Source organism: Pseudomonas sp. PSE14, from assembly GCF_029203285.1.
GTDB lineage: Bacteria > Pseudomonadota > Gammaproteobacteria > Pseudomonadales > Pseudomonadaceae > Pseudomonas.
In genome coordinates, this window is record NZ_CP115669.1 from 5,437,267 (window position 1) to 5,453,206 (window position 15,940).

At 66.4% G+C, this 15,940-nt stretch carries 11 protein-coding genes; 1 reads left to right on the forward strand and 10 read right to left on the reverse strand.

All coding sequences use genetic code 11. The features are described 5' to 3' along the window. Positions 1-156: 156 nt before the first annotated feature. Complete coding sequence (locus O6P39_RS24895) at positions 157-1,521, forward strand: formimidoylglutamate deiminase (protein ID WP_275609039.1); 1,365 nt, start codon at positions 157-159, stop codon at positions 1,519-1,521. A gap of 143 nt (positions 1,522-1,664) precedes the next feature. On the opposite strand, the gene O6P39_RS24900 is transcribed toward O6P39_RS24895, so the two are convergent. The 10 genes from O6P39_RS24900 to thiI form a co-directional block, all read right to left on the reverse strand. Further along, positions 1,665-2,216, reverse strand: a complete 552-nt coding sequence (locus O6P39_RS24900) for a lipocalin family protein (RefSeq protein ID WP_275609040.1) — start codon at positions 2,214-2,216, stop codon at positions 1,665-1,667. 35 nt (positions 2,217-2,251) lie between these two features. Then, positions 2,252-2,506 carry an outer membrane protein assembly factor BamE gene (bamE, locus tag O6P39_RS24905; protein WP_243804161.1) on the reverse strand — a complete coding sequence of 85 codons (255 nt, stop codon included), beginning with the start codon at positions 2,504-2,506 and terminating at the stop codon, positions 2,252-2,254. A gap of 73 nt (positions 2,507-2,579) precedes the next feature. Next, the gene (locus O6P39_RS24910; protein ID WP_275609041.1) at positions 2,580-3,188 is read right to left on the reverse strand and encodes a DUF924 family protein; all 609 of its coding nucleotides are present in this window, start codon (positions 3,186-3,188) and stop codon (positions 2,580-2,582) included. Beyond that, entirely contained in the window at positions 3,188-4,201 is a 1,014-nt protein-coding gene (locus tag O6P39_RS24915; RefSeq protein WP_275609042.1) for a class 1 fructose-bisphosphatase, read from the reverse strand. Before O6P39_RS24915 ends, O6P39_RS24910 begins: the two co-directional genes overlap by 1 nt. Positions 4,202-4,345: 144 nt before the next feature. Beyond that, positions 4,346-4,876, reverse strand: a complete 531-nt coding sequence (gene gloA, locus O6P39_RS24920) for a lactoylglutathione lyase (protein ID WP_275609043.1) — start codon at positions 4,874-4,876, stop codon at positions 4,346-4,348. A gap of 119 nt (positions 4,877-4,995) precedes the next feature. After that, a complete protein-coding gene (estP, locus tag O6P39_RS24925) occupies positions 4,996-6,903 on the reverse strand; it encodes an esterase EstP (protein ID WP_275609044.1) in 1,908 nt (635 codons plus the stop codon). 105 nt (positions 6,904-7,008) lie between these two features. After that, positions 7,009-8,370, reverse strand: a complete 1,362-nt coding sequence (locus O6P39_RS24930) for a DUF3999 domain-containing protein (protein WP_275609045.1) — start codon at positions 8,368-8,370, stop codon at positions 7,009-7,011. Beyond that, on the reverse strand, positions 8,367-12,092 hold the full coding sequence (locus O6P39_RS24935) for a DUF2339 domain-containing protein (RefSeq protein ID WP_275609046.1): 3,726 nt from the start codon (positions 12,090-12,092) through the stop codon (positions 8,367-8,369). The genes O6P39_RS24930 and O6P39_RS24935 overlap by 4 nt, the downstream gene beginning before the upstream one ends. 330 nt (positions 12,093-12,422) lie before the next feature. After that, positions 12,423-14,243, reverse strand: coding sequence for a translational GTPase TypA (gene typA, locus O6P39_RS24940; protein ID WP_275609047.1), 1,821 nt, complete (start codon positions 14,241-14,243; stop codon positions 12,423-12,425). A gap of 168 nt (positions 14,244-14,411) precedes the next feature. Further along, positions 14,412-15,866 (reverse strand): tRNA uracil 4-sulfurtransferase ThiI, encoded by a 1,455-nt coding sequence (thiI, locus tag O6P39_RS24945; protein ID WP_275609048.1) that lies wholly within the window; start codon positions 15,864-15,866, stop codon positions 14,412-14,414. Positions 15,867-15,940: the final 74 nt, after the last annotated feature.

Consider the following 15,940-nt stretch of genomic DNA (forward strand, 5'->3'; position numbering starts at 1 on the left):
CGACAGTACGGGGCAACTGCGGTATGACTCCGGCATGTACCGGATTCGACTCGTGCAGACAAGTCCTCAGACCGTCGGGTTGCCACGCAGTTTACGGACTTGGCAAACGTCTGTATATGTATATACAAATTCCAAGAACCCTGCGAGGCCCCGCGCATGTCCGTCCTGTTCGCCGAATCCGCCCTGCTGCCCTCCGGCTGGGCGCGCAATGTCCGCTTCGAGATCGATGCCGACGGCTTGTTCACCGCGATCACTCCGGACGCCAGCGATGCAGGCGCCGAGCGTGTTGCCGGCCCGCTGCTCGCAGGCATGCCGAACCTCCACTCGCACGCATTCCAGCGCGCCATGGCGGGCCTGGCGGAGGTCGCCGGCAATCCCAACGACAGTTTCTGGACGTGGCGTGACTTGATGTACCGCCTGGTCGGCCGCCTGTCGCCCGAACAGGTCGGGGTGATCGCCCGCCAGCTCTACATCGAGATGCTCAAGGCCGGTTACACCGGCGTCGCCGAATTCCATTACGTGCACCACGACGTCGACGGCAAGCCCTACGCCAATCCGGCGGAGCTGGCCCTGCGCGTCAGTCAGGCCGCGGCCGACGCCGGCATCGGCCTGACCTTGCTGCCGGTGCTCTATTCCCACGCCGGCTTCGGTGGCCAGGCGCCAAGCGTAGGCCAGCGCCGCTTCATCAACAGCACCGAAGGCTACCTGAAGCTGATCGACGGCCTGCGGTCGCACCTGGCGACCCAGCCGCAGCAGAGCCTCGGCCTGTGTTTCCATTCCCTGCGCGCGGTCACTCCGCAGCAGATCGCCGAGGTGCTGGGCGCCGACTCCACCGGCTGCCCGGTGCACATCCACATCGCCGAGCAGCAGAAGGAAGTCGACGACTGCCTGGCCTGGAGCGGCCGCCGCCCGTTGCAGTGGCTGTACGAGAACGTCGATGTGGACGAGCGCTGGTGCCTGGTCCACGCCACCCATGCCGAGGCCGACGAAGTGACCTCGATGGCGCGCAGCGGCGCGGTAGCCGGCCTGTGTCTGACCACCGAAGCGAACCTGGGCGACGGCATTTTCCCGGCGGTGGACTACCTCGCCCAGGGCGGCCGCTACGGCATCGGTTCGGACAGCCACGTCTCCCTGAGCGTGGTCGAGGAACTGCGCTGGATGGAATACGGCCAGCGCCTGCGCGACCAGCGCCGCAACCGCCTGTATGGCGCCAACCAGCCGATGGTCGGACGCACCCTGTTCGACGGCGCCCTCGCCGGCGGCGCCCAGGCTCTTGGCCAACCCACTGGCGCACTGGCCGTCGGCAAGCGTGCCGACCTGCTGGTGCTCGATGGCAGCGATCCGTACCTGCAGACCGCCAGCGGCGACGCCATCCTCAACCGCTGGCTGTTCGCCGGCGGCGACCGCCAGGTGCGCGACGTGATGGTCGCCGGACAATGGCGGGTGCGCGAAGGCCGGCATGCTCTTGAGGAGCAAAGCACCCAGGCGTTCGCTGGCGTGCTGCGCGAACTGCTGGACTGACAGGCCCCTGTAGGAGCGAGCTTGCTCGCGAACAATCTCCGCAGCGGGGCTGGTTCGCGAGCAAGCTCGCTCCTACAAACAGCCCGCACAGGCAGTACCACCGGAATAGCCGCCACGAAAAAAACGCCCCTTGGGGCGTTTTTTCATTGGGCCGCTGAAGTGGAATCGGCTGCCCGCCAGATCAGGTCGTCAGTCTGATAACCCCGCGCGTGCGCCAGCTCCAGCATCTTGTCCCGCGTCGCATCCGGCACCACTGGCTTGCGCGAGAGCAGCCAGAGATACTCGCGGTTGGGGTTGCCCACCAGCGCCGTCTGGTAATCGTCGTCGACGTAGAGCACCCAGTAATCGCCCTTGGCGATACCGGGGAAAATCTTCGAGAAGGTGTTATCGAAGCGCACCCAGAGCTTGTCGGTTCGCCCCGGAACCTGCGCCTCGGCGCGACCGGTGGCCTGGTCCCATTCACCGTCCCTGGTCAGGCATCGGTTGGTTACGGCGAGGCTGGCGTCGTCCTGCAGGCGGTAGTGCGCTTCGGATTGGGTGCACTGCCGCTGGAAGAACATCGGCTTGCGCGCCAGCTCGTACCAGGTTCCCTCATAGCGCCTGAGGTCGACCTGTACAGTCTGCGGCGGCTGCATGGAGCCCGCGCAACCGCTCAGAACAACGAGGCAGGCCAGCCAGGTGATGGATCGACGCATTCACTCCTCCTCGGCTGCCTGCCCTGCCTGGGCGATTACTTCAGGCCTTGGGCGGAGAACAGCAGCACCTTGTCACCGGCGTACTGGATGCTGATGAATGCCTTCTCATCACCCCAGGTGCAACTGGATACGCCCAGCGCGCCGGAGCATTCGGTCGGCTTGCCGAGCAGGCTCTCGACCTCGGCCTTGGTCATGCCGGTTTTGATCTTGGAATAGTTTTCCTGGTTGATCTTGCTGCAAGCGGCCAGAACGACACAGAACGCGACGAGCGCAAGGCGGCGGAAGGACATCGACAACTCCATTGTTTGAGGGACATGCCAACAAGCTTGGCACAGGGCGGCCGAATCGGCCGCCGTGTTGGAGTCAGAAACGCGAGCCGGGTTCCGTGAGGAACTGCGTTTCCTCGCCGCTGCACGGTCGGCCGAGGATGGCGTTGCGGTGGGGGAAGCGACCGAAGCGGGCGATCACCGCCTGATGCTTGCGCGCGTAGGCGAGATAACCGGCGAACAGGACCTTCTCGCTGTCGCTGGCTTCGGCCTGCAGCGCTTCGTACAGACGCACCGCCTCGTCCTGGCTGGCCAGGTCTTCGGCGTGCTCCAGCACGATGTAGACGAACACCCGCTCGATGCGCGGCAGCTGGCGGTCGAAACCGGCTTCCAGACCCTGGCGCACCAGTTGCTGGGCGCGGGCGTCACCGGCATAGGCGCGCGGGCTGTCGCGAAAGATCATGCGCGGCAACTGGTCCAGCAGCAGGATCAGCGCCAGCCAACCCTGCGGTGTCTCGGCCCAGTCCTCCAGGCCGCCGTCCAGGGCCTGGCGCACCAGGCCGCCGAAACGGTTCTCGGAGTCCACGTCCTGGCAGGCGCTCTTGCCGAACCACAGCGCATTGCGCTGGGCGGCCACCTCATTGGCATCCAGCGAGCTGCCGAACCACCAGTCCAGCAGTGCCTGCCAGTGCGACTCTGCGGCCATCAGCCTTCCTTGTGGTAGGCAGTGGCGCGCTCGACTTCTTCCTTGGAACCCAGGAACACCGCGACACGCTGGTGCAGGTTTTCCGGCTGGATCTCGAGGATGCGCTGGTAACCGTTGGTGGCGGCGCCGCCGGCCTGCTCGATGATGAAGGACATCGGGTTGGCTTCGTACATCAGGCGCAGCTTGCCGGGCTTCTCCGGCTCGCGGGAGTCGCGCGGGTACATGAACACGCCGCCGCGGGTCAGGATGCGGTGCACGTCGGCCACCATGGAGGCGATCCAGCGCATGTTGTAGTTCTTGCCCAGCGGGCCTTCCTTGCCGGCCAGCAGTTCGCTGACGTAGCGCTTCACCGGGGCTTCCCAGTGACGCTCGTTGGACATGTTGATGGCGAACTCGGCGGTGCTGGTGGGAACGGTGATGTTCTCGTGGGTCAGCACGAAGCTGCCCAGCTCGCGGTCCAGGGTGAAGCCCTTCACGCCGTTGCCCAGGGTCAGGATCAGCATGGTCTGCGGGCCGTAGATGGCGTAGCCGGCGGCGACCTGGGTGGTGCCCGGCTGGAGGAAGGCTTCTTCGCGCAGGCTGTCGTTCTGGCTCAGGTACTCATGGGGGCAGCGCAGCACGGAGAAGATGGTGCCGACCGAGACGTTGACGTCGATGTTGGAGGAGCCGTCCAGCGGATCGAAGACCAGCAGGTAGGCGCCTTTGGGGTACTTGCCGGGGATCTGGTAGGGATGGTCCATTTCCTCGGAGGCCATGCCGGCCAGGTTACCGGCCCACTCGTTGGCTTCCAGCAGGATTTCGTTGGACATCACGTCCAGCTTCTTCTGCACTTCGCCCTGCACGTTCTCGGTGCCCATGCTGCCCAGCACGCCGCCGAGGGCTCCCTTGGACACGGCATGGCTGATTTCCTTGCAGGCGCGCGCCACCACCTCGACGAGGAAGCGCAGGTCGGCCGGGGTGTTGTGACTGCGGGTCTGCTCGATCAGATAGCGGCTCAAGGTAACGCGGGACATGAAAGGCTCCAGGGGAGAAGGGGAAAAATCAGGGCGCATTCTAGCGTGGAATCGGGCGCGATGCCTCCTGCACGGTGGTCGCGCCGATTGCTTGGAACCCGCCAGCCACGGGCAGTTCCCCGGCCCGAAGCGCGGCTGCGGCCTTCAGCCGCGTCCCAGCTCGCCGTTGAGCGAGGCCTGGACGATCTCGACCCAGTAACCATCGGGGTCGGCAATGAAAGCGACGTTCTTCATGCCGCGCTCCAGCGGCTTGACGAACGGTACGCCCAACGCCTCGAAGCGCGCACAGGCGGCGCGGATGTCCGGCACCGAGAAACAGATATGGCCGAAGCCGCGCGGCTCGCTGTTGCCGTTGTGGTACTGGCTGTCATCGGACTCGGTGCCCCAGTTGTGGGTCAGTTCCAGCACCGACTCGCGGCCGAATGTGTAGCGCTGGCGCTCGCCGGTGTTCTCCGGCACGTCATGTCCCTTGGTGTGAGCAAGGAAGTACAGGGAGAAGCGGCCTTCCTCGAAGTCCAGCCGGCGCAGCAGGCGCATGCCCAGCACGCGGGTGTAGAAGTCCAGCGACGGCTCCGGGCTCTTCACCCGCAGCATGGTGTGGTTGAACACGTAGTCCTGGGTGACGGCTTCCGGCTCGGCACAGACGCCGGGCTGCAGTTCGGTGGTGAAGGTCATGGCGGGTCCTCGAATAACGGACCGGCAGTCTAGCGACACGAGGATTTGGCGGGGTAACAGCGGGGTATTACGGGCGAGGGAGGCCCGGCGCGCGCCGGACTCCCTGCCCTCTCGACTCGTCAGAAATCCAGACTCAAAGCCAGGTTCACGCCCTGTGCCAGGTCATCGCTGCTGTGGTGCGCGCTATAGCCTCCACGCAGCGACAGCTCCGGCGTCAGCTTCTGCGAGAAGCCCAGCGACAGGCGCTGCATGTGGCTCTGCGGAGTGTAGCCCTGCAGGGTGAAGTCGTTGGCCGGCAGGCTGGTGAAGTTCATCCCGACGTTCTGGGTGTCATCGGCGTATTCGCGCTCCACCGCCACCTCGCCGAACAACTGGGTCTCGGCGGAGAGGTCGAGCTTGCCCTGCAAGCCGACGCCAAGACGCCGGGAGTAGCGATCCTGCTCGTCGAAGGCCAGCGAGGTGGAGTTGCCGCCATCCTCTTCGTAGCTGTCCACCTTCACCCGCGCCCAGTCGGCGCTGACGAAGGGCGACAGGTGCCAGTTCTCGCCGCCCTGGGCGATGTCGTAGCCGAGGCGGCCGCTGAAGGCCAGCAGGCTGCCGTTGGTGTCCCCCTTCTCCTCGACGGTGCGGTCAACGAGGGCGAACTTGCGGTTGGCCTCGTCGTAGTCGAGGTAGCCGCCGGTCACCGCGGCGTCGGCCCACCAGCGGTTCTGCTGGTACTGCGCGAACAGGCTGCCCAGGTAACTGTTGAGCTTGTAGTCGGAGTCCTCGGCACCCGCCTCCAGCTTCTGCCGGTAGAAGCCGGCGGCGGCGCCGATGCGCCAGGCGTCGTCCAGGCGGTAGCTGCCGCCCAGGGTCAGGTTGTAGCCGAAACCATCGCCACTGGCGGCGCTGTCCTGGTCGTCGTAGTCCAGGTGCTGGCCACCCCCGGAGATGAAGCCGCGCCACTGACCTGTGGCCTGCCAGCTCTCCCAGTCAGCCAGCCATTGGCTGTGCAGCGTGTCCTGGAAGCCGTTGTAGGTACCCAGCGCCATCTCCGGCAGCATGGTGGCCTCCCAGGGCGCGGCCAGTACTGAATAGGCGTAGTCGGCAATCAGGCGTTGGCCGGCGATGGTCGGGTGCACGCCGTCGTTGAAGATCAGCTTGGTCGGATCGGGGGTTGCGCTGTGGCGGCCGTAGAGCGGGTTTTCCGGGCAATTGTTGCCGCTGAAGCAGGTACCCACCAGGTTGGTACCGGTAGCCAGGCCGTAGGCACCCGGGTCGGCCAGGACTTCCTTGAGCAACCCCGGGATGTTCAGCGGGATGACATTGGCGTCGGACGCGGCGAGCTGGTTGACCAGCTCCTCGTTGAAGATGCCGGACAGCTGAGTGCCGAAGGACTGCAACGGAGTACCGTTGGTGGCCGGGGCCAGACCGAGATCGGGCAGCAACCAGACCATGATGTAGCGCGCGCCGGCGTTGTGCAGCGCGTCAACACTGTCCACCAAGCGCCCGGCCGCCGCGCGCGCGGTGGGGTCGTTGGTGATACGCAGCTGGAGGAAGTCGTTGCCGCCACCAGTGAGGTAGTAGAGCGCGTTCGGGTCCGCCCGGCGCCCAACCAGGTAGCCGTCGCGGGTGCGGGTATTGCCCCCGGCGCTGACCACCGAGCCACCCGGCGCGGTGATGGAGTCGTAGATCTGGTCGGTGCGGTAGCCGCCCACCGCCCAGTTGTTGCCGTCCTGGGTGCCGCCGACCAGCGAGGTCGAGGGGTTGAGGTCGGACGAGGAGACGCCCAGCTTGCCGCCGAGGATCATCGGCGCGGTCGGCCCGAAGGCTTCGCCGTGGCCTTCCAGATAGCTCGGGCCGGTGCGGTTGGTGAAGCGCGTGGAGGCGCCTGCCGGGCCGCCGGCGTCGGGGAACTGACCCGAATCGCTGAGGCTGTCGCCGAACACCACCATGGTCGAATAGGGGGAAGGGGCTGCCGAGGCCTGCGAGGCAATCGCCAATACGCAGGCAGCCGCCAACGGGGTGAGCGCCTGTCTGATCATCCTGCTACTCCGTGCTTGTTTTTATTGGGCTGACAGAACGCCCTCACAGTAGCAGAGTTTTCCCAGGCGACCCCCCTATCTCGCGGCGATCTCCGTGAACCTTGCTCAGTTTTGCGGGCGACTGCTACGCAACAGGCTCAGCGCCATCACCCCGAGCAGGCCGACGCCGGCCAGCAGCACGGCCCACAGGCCGTAGCGCTTCCAGCGGCCATCCGCCTTGGGTTGCACGCCCGGCGCCTCGACCACCGGGGTCTGCAGGTTGCCTTTGAGATGGGCCTCGCCCAGGGTGGACAAGCGCTTGGGCTCGAAGCCCGGCACCAGGGTGGACAGCGGCAGGCTGCCATCAGTGGCCGATGGGCTGCCGACCGCCAGTTGATAAGGCTCGCCACCGCGGGCGAGGAAAACGACTTCGGTGGCGCGCACGCCAATGCTCAGGTTCGCCGTCGAGCCGCCCAGGCCACCGCCCCGGGTATCCGGTTGCAGGCGCAATTGGCTGACCGCGCCCCCCGGCAGTTCCAGTTCCTCCTGGGTGATCTCGCCGCTCTCCCCCGGCAAGCGATACAGCACGCCACGCGCCAGCGGCGTCCACTGCACATTGCCGTCGTGGCGACCGGAGACCACCACCGGCGCCAGGGTATTGGCCTGTTGCAGCGGAATCCGTACCCGCTCCACCGGCAGCGCCAGCGGCAGGCTCCAGCTGAATTCGCCGTTGGCATCGGCCTTGGCCGCCAGCGGTACCGACCACAGCATGGGGATCGGCCCGCTGCTGTTGCGGCTGCCGCTCAGGGTGGCGCCGTTCAACTGCGCGGCCTGCTCCGGCGACGCCCACCACAAGCGCAGGTAGCGCGCCGTTTCGCCGGGCAAGGCAATGTCGTTCTGTTCGATACGCTGGCCGTTGAAGTCCAGCCGCGCCAGCTGCCCTTCGCCGAGGGAACGCCAGTGCTCCAGGTCGTCGCTGGCCTCGATGCGCAGGCGCTGGAAGCCATCGGTCGCGGCCGTCCAGTCCAGTTGCAGGCGGTCCAGCGGCAGGTCACCGCTGCCGGTTTCCAGCAGCCAGCCGCGCAGGGCTGGTTGCGTGTCCTGAGCCGGCACGTTCGGGGTGATTTCCAGAATGGTACCCGTGGTGCTGCGCACGACTTTCACGCTGTCGGCGGCGGCGCTGCCGCTCTGCCCGCGCAGCGGGAAGATGCGCGCCTGCACCTCGCTGCGCACGCGGCTCTCGCTGGCGGCGCTGGTACGCAGGCTGTAGGGCAGCGCCTCACCTTCGGCGTTGAAGATACGCACATCGCGCAGGTCGCCATGGCGCGCTGCGAACAGCACCTCGATGGGCAGCTGGACGCGGTACCACGGGCCATTGCCGGACGTTTCCAGCGGCACACGCTGGGCAAAATCGGCCGGCGTCGGCGCGGCGCCGGCTGCGCCGCAGAACCCTGCTGCGGCGAGCAGGACGAGAGCTTTGAGCTTCATGCGGAAGGTTGCTCCTGTTGCGGTTGCTCGTCGGGCGCGGGCCGGCGCGGCGGCAGCGGCGCGAAGTAGCCGACGATCAGCATCAGCACGCCGACGCCGATGAAGGAAATGATGCGTTCCAGGCTGCCGCCGCTGGCGCGGTCGACCAGGAACAGCTTGACCACCACGACTACCAGCAGCGCCGCGCCGACCAACCAGAAATCGCGGCGACCACGCAGGTGCCCGGCGATCATCAGACCCAGCGCGATCAGCGCCCAGACGATGGACAGGCCTGCCTGCACCAGCATCGACTCGCGCAGGGCGAAGGCCTCGAACGGCACGCCGCCCCAGTGATGCGCGGTACGGCACACCGCCATGGTCAGCAGTGCGAACAGCGAGGCGCCCAGCACGGCTTGCACCGGCAGACGCAGCCTCGCTTCGGCGATCCCGAGTTGCGGCAGGCCCAGGCGTGTCCACTGGAACACCGCCGCCAGCACGATCAACATGCCCAGCTCCAGCGGGTTGAGCAGCGGCAGGTAAGGCAGCGGCTCCGCCGAACCGTCGCTGAACAGGTTAACCAGCCAGAACCAGCCCAGCAGCGCCACTGCTACCGGCACGGCGACAATCGCCCGGTATTCGCGCTCGAAGGCCGCCACCGGCCACGGCAGGCGCCGCACGCCGCCCATCAGGATCAGGTAGCAGCTCGGCACCAGCGCCCAGCCCAGCCAGCGCCAGGCGTTGTAGTGCTCGGCCAGGGCGAAGAACAGGTAACGCAGCTCCAGCGCCGCCACCGCGAGGATCAACCAGCAACCCAGCACGTGGGCCGCCCGCGCCGCCACGCGTGGCAACAGCGCATCGAGTCGGCGCAGCGCGAAGAAATGCACCGCGAACAGCGCCAGCCAACCGAGCCAGCCCAGCTGCGCCAACGGGTGGTATTCCAGGTTCCAGGCACTGGCCAGCGCCACCACGCCCAGCGGCGACAGCGCCAGGCACAGCAACGCCAGCGCACGCCATTGATCGCGGCGCGCCAGCAGCGACCAGAGCGCCACGCTGACGGCGGCCACCAGCAGCGCCACGTGCTCGCGCATCGGCGCCGGCACGAAGCGGGCGATCTCCCACAGCGCGGTCAGCGCCCACCAGCCGGCGCCCCAGATCAACAGCAATTGCGACAGTTGCTCCAGGCCCAGCCCGCCCAGCGCCAGACGACGCTCGTGCGCGCTGGCCCGATGCAGGCGCCAGGCACCGACCAGCGCCGCCAGCGCCAGTACCGCCGGAGTCCAGAAGCCCATGTGCGCCAGCGGCTTCAGCCCCTCGCTAGGCAGGTCGCCGAACAGCGCCGGGCCACCGAGCAGGAAGGCTCCGGCACCGATCACCTGCAGCACCAGGCCGAAGACGAAGGCCGCGCGCTGCTGCAGTTGCAGGCTCAGCCAGAGGATCAGCAGGCCGCTGCCGGCCCAGACGGCGGCCGCCGTGCGCCACGGCAGCACGAACAGCACGGCGAGGTTGATGAAGGCCAGCCCCAGCAGCAGGACGACGCTCAGACCGAGCATCAGCCGGCGGTCGTCGCGCACCAGGGAATCCCGCGCGGCGATCAGCATGGCGGCAATCAGCGCGAGGCCAATCAACGAGGCGGTCACCAGTCCGCGCCAACCCGAGCCGAGCACACCGCTCCCCGCCTCGGCTCCGCGCAGATGCAGGAGGAAGATCGCACCGCCCAGCAGTTGCACCGCGAAGGCGCAGGCCAGGAAGGTACGCGAACGCAGGCGCAGGCCGGCGAACAAGGTCGCCAGCCCCGCCACCGCCCAGATCATCGCGGTGCCGTCGGCCCCCAGGCACAGCGGCGCGATCAGGTAGAGGAAGCCCAGGCCGAAGGTCGCCAGCAGCGGGCGGACGTTCGGCTCCCAGCTGCGCAGCGTCTGCGTATTGGCATTGCGCAGGTTCCAGAAGCTGAACAGCAGCGCCACACCGAGCATCAGTGCGCCCAGCGGCGCGCCCTCCAGCAGGTGCAGCGACAGCGGATCGGAACGCAGGTCGGCGAGGAACGCCAGCGCCGCGCCGATCTGCAACAGCAGCGCGAAGATGCGCGCCAGCGGCCGCTGCTGACGCAGGCCGAGCCAGTAGATACCGGCGCCCTCCACGGCCCAGGCAGCGGAGGTCCAGCGTGCGTCCAGGCCCAGCGGAATGGCCAGGGTGCCGAACACCACGCCCAGCGCCAGACAGGTCTCCACCAGCAGCAATGCGCGGCCGGCGGTGCGCCCGGCCAGCAGGCGCGCCAGGATCATGTAGAACAGCCCCAGCGCCAGGGCACTGAATGCCGCGCCGAACTCCAGGTGCTGGATGACGCCGTATTGCAGGCCGAAGCCCACCAGCGGCGTGCCGAACAGCACGGTGCCATCGACATAGTCGGTCTGCCGCGCCGACCAGCGCAGCAAGGCGTCACGGGAGTCATCCTCCGGCGCCCCGGTGGCTTCGCGCAGGCGGCGGCGGGCGAACAGCAGGCCGATGGCGACATAGGTGAGGAAGAACAGGACCAGGAACGGTTCGGTGGTGGCGAACAGCTCGGGCTTGTAGGAGCGCAGCCCCCAAGCCAGGCCGATGCCGAAGGTACCGAAGAAGCCGATCAGGTTGAGCATGCGCCAGGCCTTGAACCAGGCGATGGCGAGGATGCCGGCGTTGAGCAGGGCGAAATAGCTGAACAGGGCGACGTGATTACCGCCCCCGCTGGATGCCAGGATCGGCGCGGCGAAGCCGCCCAGCGCGGCAGCGGCGGCGAGGCCGAGGGCGTCCTGGAGGATGGCCAGGATCGCCGAGAACAGGGTGACCGCCACTAGCAACGCGAAGCCGGCCTGCGGGTCGATCAGTACCTCGCCGTGGTTCATGGCCGGGTACAGCTTGATACCGGCGAACACCGTCAGGTACAGCACGGCGACGCCGGTGCCCTGCAGGACCAGCGCGTAGGCCGGGCGCCGTTGACGCAGCCACCAGCCAAGGCCGAGCAGCGCCAGTGCCGCGAAAGCAGTGCCGATATACGGGCCCTGGGGCGGCATGGTCATGCCTTCGGTGGCGTAACGCAGCAGGAAGGCCAGGCCGAGGAACAGCAGCACCACGCCGACGCGCAGCACGGTGTTGCCACCCAACAGCCAGTCGCGGGCAGCGCCGAAAGCCCGATCGAACAAGGACGGCGCCGGCGGCTTGGGCGGCGACGGTGGAACGGCGGGAGCGGCCTGGGGCCGGGGCGCCTCGGCGCGCGCCTGGGATTGGCTCGGGGAAGGCTGAGACGTTTCCAGCGGTTCGAGGGCCAGCTCGGACCATTCGATGGCCGGCTCGGCGGGAGCGGCGGCAGCGGGCGCCGGCGACGGCTCGGCGGCAGGCAGCTCGATATCCCATTCCAGCTCCGGCGCAGAGGTTTCGGCAACGGGCTGCACCGTTTCGGCTGCCGGAGCGGGTTCCACTGGAGCCTCGGGCTTCTCGGGAGTGACGAATTCGACGCTGGACAACGGCGTCTGCTCAGCGCGGCGCTCGACCTGCAGCAGCCGTTCATACAGCGCCTGGGTACCCTGCTCGAAGCGCTCGCCAAAGGCTTTCAGCTCGCGACGCAGGCCGGCGTTCTCCTGCCTCAGCCCCTGCAACGCGACGGCTTGCCCCAGGGCGAGGCCGGCGACCGCACCCAGTACAGCGCCGATGATCGACTCACCCGCAGCGGCGCCGATGACCAGACCGACCAGCATGAAAATCCATTGCATGCTTTCAAATCCTTGAAGTTCTGTACGAATCCATCCCGAGCCGGACGGCGATGTCCGGGAGGCTGAGTATATCGGTCCGAGTCCGTGACCGGTCTGCTACACACTCACAGCCTTGAACATTCAGACGTCGCGACACTGCCTTGCGGCCACGCGAAGGCGGTGGCTTTTCGTTGGACCGAGGGGCGCTGGGCCCCTGTTCACGCACAAAGCCCCGCGGTGGAGTCGGTTCGCGAGCAAGCTCGCTCCTACAAGGAGCGGCGGCGGTCGGGCCCGAATGCCGGGCAAGAAAAAGCCGGGCATAAGCCCGGCTCTTTCGTGTTGCTGGTCGATTTAGACCTTGCTGCGCTCGTAGCGCTTGCGGTCGTTCTCGTTCAGCATCTTCTTGCGCAGACGGATGGACTTCGGAGTCACTTCCACCAGCTCGTCGTCGTCGATGAATTCCAGGGCCTGTTCCAGGGTGAATTTCAGCGCCGGGGTCAGCTGGATGGTCTCGTCCTTGCCCGAAGCGCGCATGTTGTCGAGCTTCTTGGCCTTGGTGGGGTTGATCACCAGGTCGTTGTCGCGGCTGTGGATGCCGGCCAGCTGGCCTTCGTAGACTTCGTCGCCCGGGGACAGGAACAGCTTGCCGCGGTCCTGCAGGGTTTCCAGGGAGTAGGTCAGCGCGGTGCCGGTGGCCATGGACACCAGCACGCCGTTCAGGCGGTGAGCAACGTCGCCGGCCTTGATCGGACCATAGTGGTCGAAGGTGGAGGTCAGGATGCCGGTGCCCGAGGTCATGGTCAGGAAGGCGTTACGGAAGCCGATCAGGCCGCGAGCCGGGATCACGTATTCCAGGCGGATACGGCCCTTGCCGTCGGGGATCATGTTGGTCATGTCGCCCTTGCGCAGACCCATCTGCTCCATCACCGGACCCTGGTGCTGTTCCTCGATGTCGATGGTGACGTTCTCGTAAGGCTCCTGCTTCTCGCCGTCGGCCTTCTCGATGATTACCACTTCCGGGCGGCCCACGGCCAGCTCGAAGCCTTCACGGCGCATGGTTTCGATCAGAACCGACAGGTGCAGCTCGCCACGGCCGGAGACCTTGAACTTCTCCGGGGAGTCGCCTTGCTCGACGCGCAGGGCCACGTTGTGCAGCAGTTCCTTGTCCAGACGCTCCTTGATGTTGCGGCTGGTGACGAACTTGCCTTCGCGGCCGGCGAACGGCGAGTCGTTGACCTGGAAGGTCATGCTCACGGTCGGCTGGTCGACGGTCAGCGGCGGGCGCGCTTCGACGTTCTGCGGATCGCACAGGGTGTCGGAGATGAACAGCTCGTCCATACCCGATACGCAGACGATGTCACCGGCTTCGGCTTCGGCGACTTCAACGCGCTGCAGACCGGAGTGACCCATGATCTTCAGGATGCGGCCGTTGCGCTTGGTGCCGTCGTCGCTGATGGCGACCACCGGGGTGTTGGTCTTGACCTTGCCGCGGGCGATACGGCCGATGCCGATCACGCCGAGGAAGCTGTTGTAGTCCAGCTGGGAGATCTGCATCTGGAACGGGCCGTCGACGTCGACCTGGGGAACCGGAACGTGGTCGATGATCGCCTGGAACAGCGCGTCCATGTTGTCGTCCATCTTCTCGTGGTCGAGGCCGGCGATGCCGTTCAGGGCGCTGGCGTAGACGATCGGGAAGTCCAGTTGCTCGTCGGTAGCGCCCAGGTTGTCGAACAGGTCGAAGATCTGGTCGATGACCCAGTCAGGACGCGCGCCCGGACGGTCGATCTTGTTCACCACCACGATCGGACGCAGGCCGGCCTTGAAGGCCTTCTGGGTCACGAAGCGGGTCTGCGGCATGGGGCCGTCCTGGGCGTCGACCACCAGCAGTACGGAGTCCACCATGGACATCACGCGCTCTACCTCGCCACCGAAGTCGGCGTGGCCGGGGGTGTCCACGATGTTGATGTTGTAGTCATTCCATTTGATGGCGGTGTTCTTCGCCAGAATGGTAATGCCACGCTCTTTTTCCTGGTCGTTGGAGTCCATCACGCGCTCGTTTTCCGCTTCTTTGCGGTCGAGGGTGCCGGACAGCTTCAGCAGCTTGTCAACGAGGGTGGTCTTGCCATGGTCGACGTGGGCGATGATGGCGATATTGCGCAGTTTTTCGATCACAGTGTCAGTCTCGATAGTGAATCTTTGGCTGCCTCTCTGGCAGCGGGGCCGGGCCGTGGCGCGGCGGTGCAAAAGGTCAGGGCGTGAGCCTACGCACCGAATGTGTCGGGTGGTCGATGGCGGATGCTGCCGCCGAACAGTCCGGGCTGGCGGCGTTGGTCCGCGCCTTTATTGCGGACGGTAAACACGCACATTGGTGTGCCCTTCGTTGACCAGATGGTGGGCATGCAGGCGACTCATCACGCCCTTGTCGCAGTACAGGAGGTACTGGCGGTTGGGGTCCAGTTCCTTGAACTTGCTGTTGATGGCATAGAACGGCATGGCCAGGACTTCGATGCCTTCGAGCGCCAGCGGTTCATCTTCCTGGGCATCCGGGTGGCGGATGTCGACCACGATCTGGCCGGGCAGCACCTCGTCGACCATTTCCACCGGCAGGTCCTTGCCCAGCTCGTCGATCACGCGGTCGACGGTCATCTGGGTGGAGCGCTCCAGGGCGCGGTCGAGCACGGCCATGTCGAACTTGGTTTCTTCGTGGTCGACGCGGTAGGGCTTGGCCTGGGTGGTCGGGTTCACCGAGATCACGCCGCAGTACTCGGGCATGTGCTTGGCGAACTCGGCGGTGCCGATCTTCGTCGCGGTGTCGATGATGTCCTGCTTGTGGCTGACGATCAGCGGGCGCAGCACCAGGGTGTCAGTCACCCGGTCGATCACCGAGAGGTTCGGCAAGGTCTGGCTGGACACCTGGGAAATCGCCTCGCCAGTCACCAGCGCGTCCAGCTCCAGGCGCTCGGCCACGCGGCTGGCGGCGCGCAGCATCATGCGCTTGAGGGTCACGCCCATGTAGCTGTCGTCGACCTTGGTGAGAATCTCGCCGACCACTTCCTCGAAGGGCACGCTGACGAACAGCACGCGCTGGGAACGGCCGAACTTCTCCCATAGATAGTGGGCGACTTCCATCACGCCCAGTTCATGGGCACGGCCACCGAGGTTGAAGAACACGAAGTGGCTGATCATGCCACGGCGCATCATCTGGTAGGCCGCCACGGTGGAGTCGAAACCACCGGACATCAGCACCAGCACCTGCTCCAGCGCGCCCAGCGGGTAGCCGCCGAGACCCTCATGCTGGGCGTGGATCACGTACAGGCGGTCGTAGCGGATTTCCACCCGCACCTGCACTTCCGGATTCTTCAGCGACACGCCCGCGGCGCCGCACTGCTGGCGCAGGCCGCCGCCGACGTAGCGCTCGACATCGATGGAGGTGAACGGATGCTTGCCGGCGCGCTTGCAGCGCATGGAGAAGATCTTGCCCGGCAGCTTGTCGCCGAAGTGCAGCTTGCACTTCTCCAGGATGTCGTCGAAGTCGCCCAGCGGGTACTCGTGCACTTCCAGGAAGTGGCCGATGCCCGGCGTGCAGGTCAGGCGCTCGATCATCTCGCGCAGGACCTTCGGGTCGGTGACCTGGGTCTCGACGTCCAGGTTGTCCCACTCGCCTTCCACCCGCAGCTCGGGGTCGAGGTCGCGGAGCACCGTGCGAATGTTCTTCGCCAGCTGGCGGATGAAGCGCTTGCGCACCGGCCGGCTCTTGATGGTGATTTCCTGGAAGACCTTGACGATGAGTTTCATGCGGACCGGGCGATTGCCATGGGACAGAAAAAAAGGGGCAAGATTATATCCGAAATTGCTCAAGACTTGAGCAG

Coding starts and splice junctions, on each gene's coding strand:
- O6P39_RS24895 (WP_275609039.1), top strand. CDS start 157: ATGTCCGTCCTGTTCGCCGAATCCGCCCTGCTGCCCTCCGGCTGGGCG.
- O6P39_RS24900 (WP_275609040.1), bottom strand. CDS start 2,216: ATGCGTCGATCCATCACCTGGCTGGCCTGCCTCGTTGTTCTGAGCGGT.
- bamE (WP_243804161.1), bottom strand. CDS start 2,506: ATGTCCTTCCGCCGCCTTGCGCTCGTCGCGTTCTGTGTCGTTCTGGCC.
- O6P39_RS24910 (WP_275609041.1), bottom strand. CDS start 3,188: ATGGCCGCAGAGTCGCACTGGCAGGCACTGCTGGACTGGTGGTTCGGC.
- O6P39_RS24915 (WP_275609042.1), bottom strand. CDS start 4,201: ATGTCCCGCGTTACCTTGAGCCGCTATCTGATCGAGCAGACCCGCAGT.
- gloA (WP_275609043.1), bottom strand. CDS start 4,876: ATGACCTTCACCACCGAACTGCAGCCCGGCGTCTGTGCCGAGCCGGAA.
- estP (WP_275609044.1), bottom strand. CDS start 6,903: ATGATCAGACAGGCGCTCACCCCGTTGGCGGCTGCCTGCGTATTGGCG.
- O6P39_RS24930 (WP_275609045.1), bottom strand. CDS start 8,370: ATGAAGCTCAAAGCTCTCGTCCTGCTCGCCGCAGCAGGGTTCTGCGGC.
- O6P39_RS24935 (WP_275609046.1), bottom strand. CDS start 12,092: ATGCAATGGATTTTCATGCTGGTCGGTCTGGTCATCGGCGCCGCTGCG.
- thiI (WP_275609048.1), bottom strand. CDS start 15,866: ATGAAACTCATCGTCAAGGTCTTCCAGGAAATCACCATCAAGAGCCGG.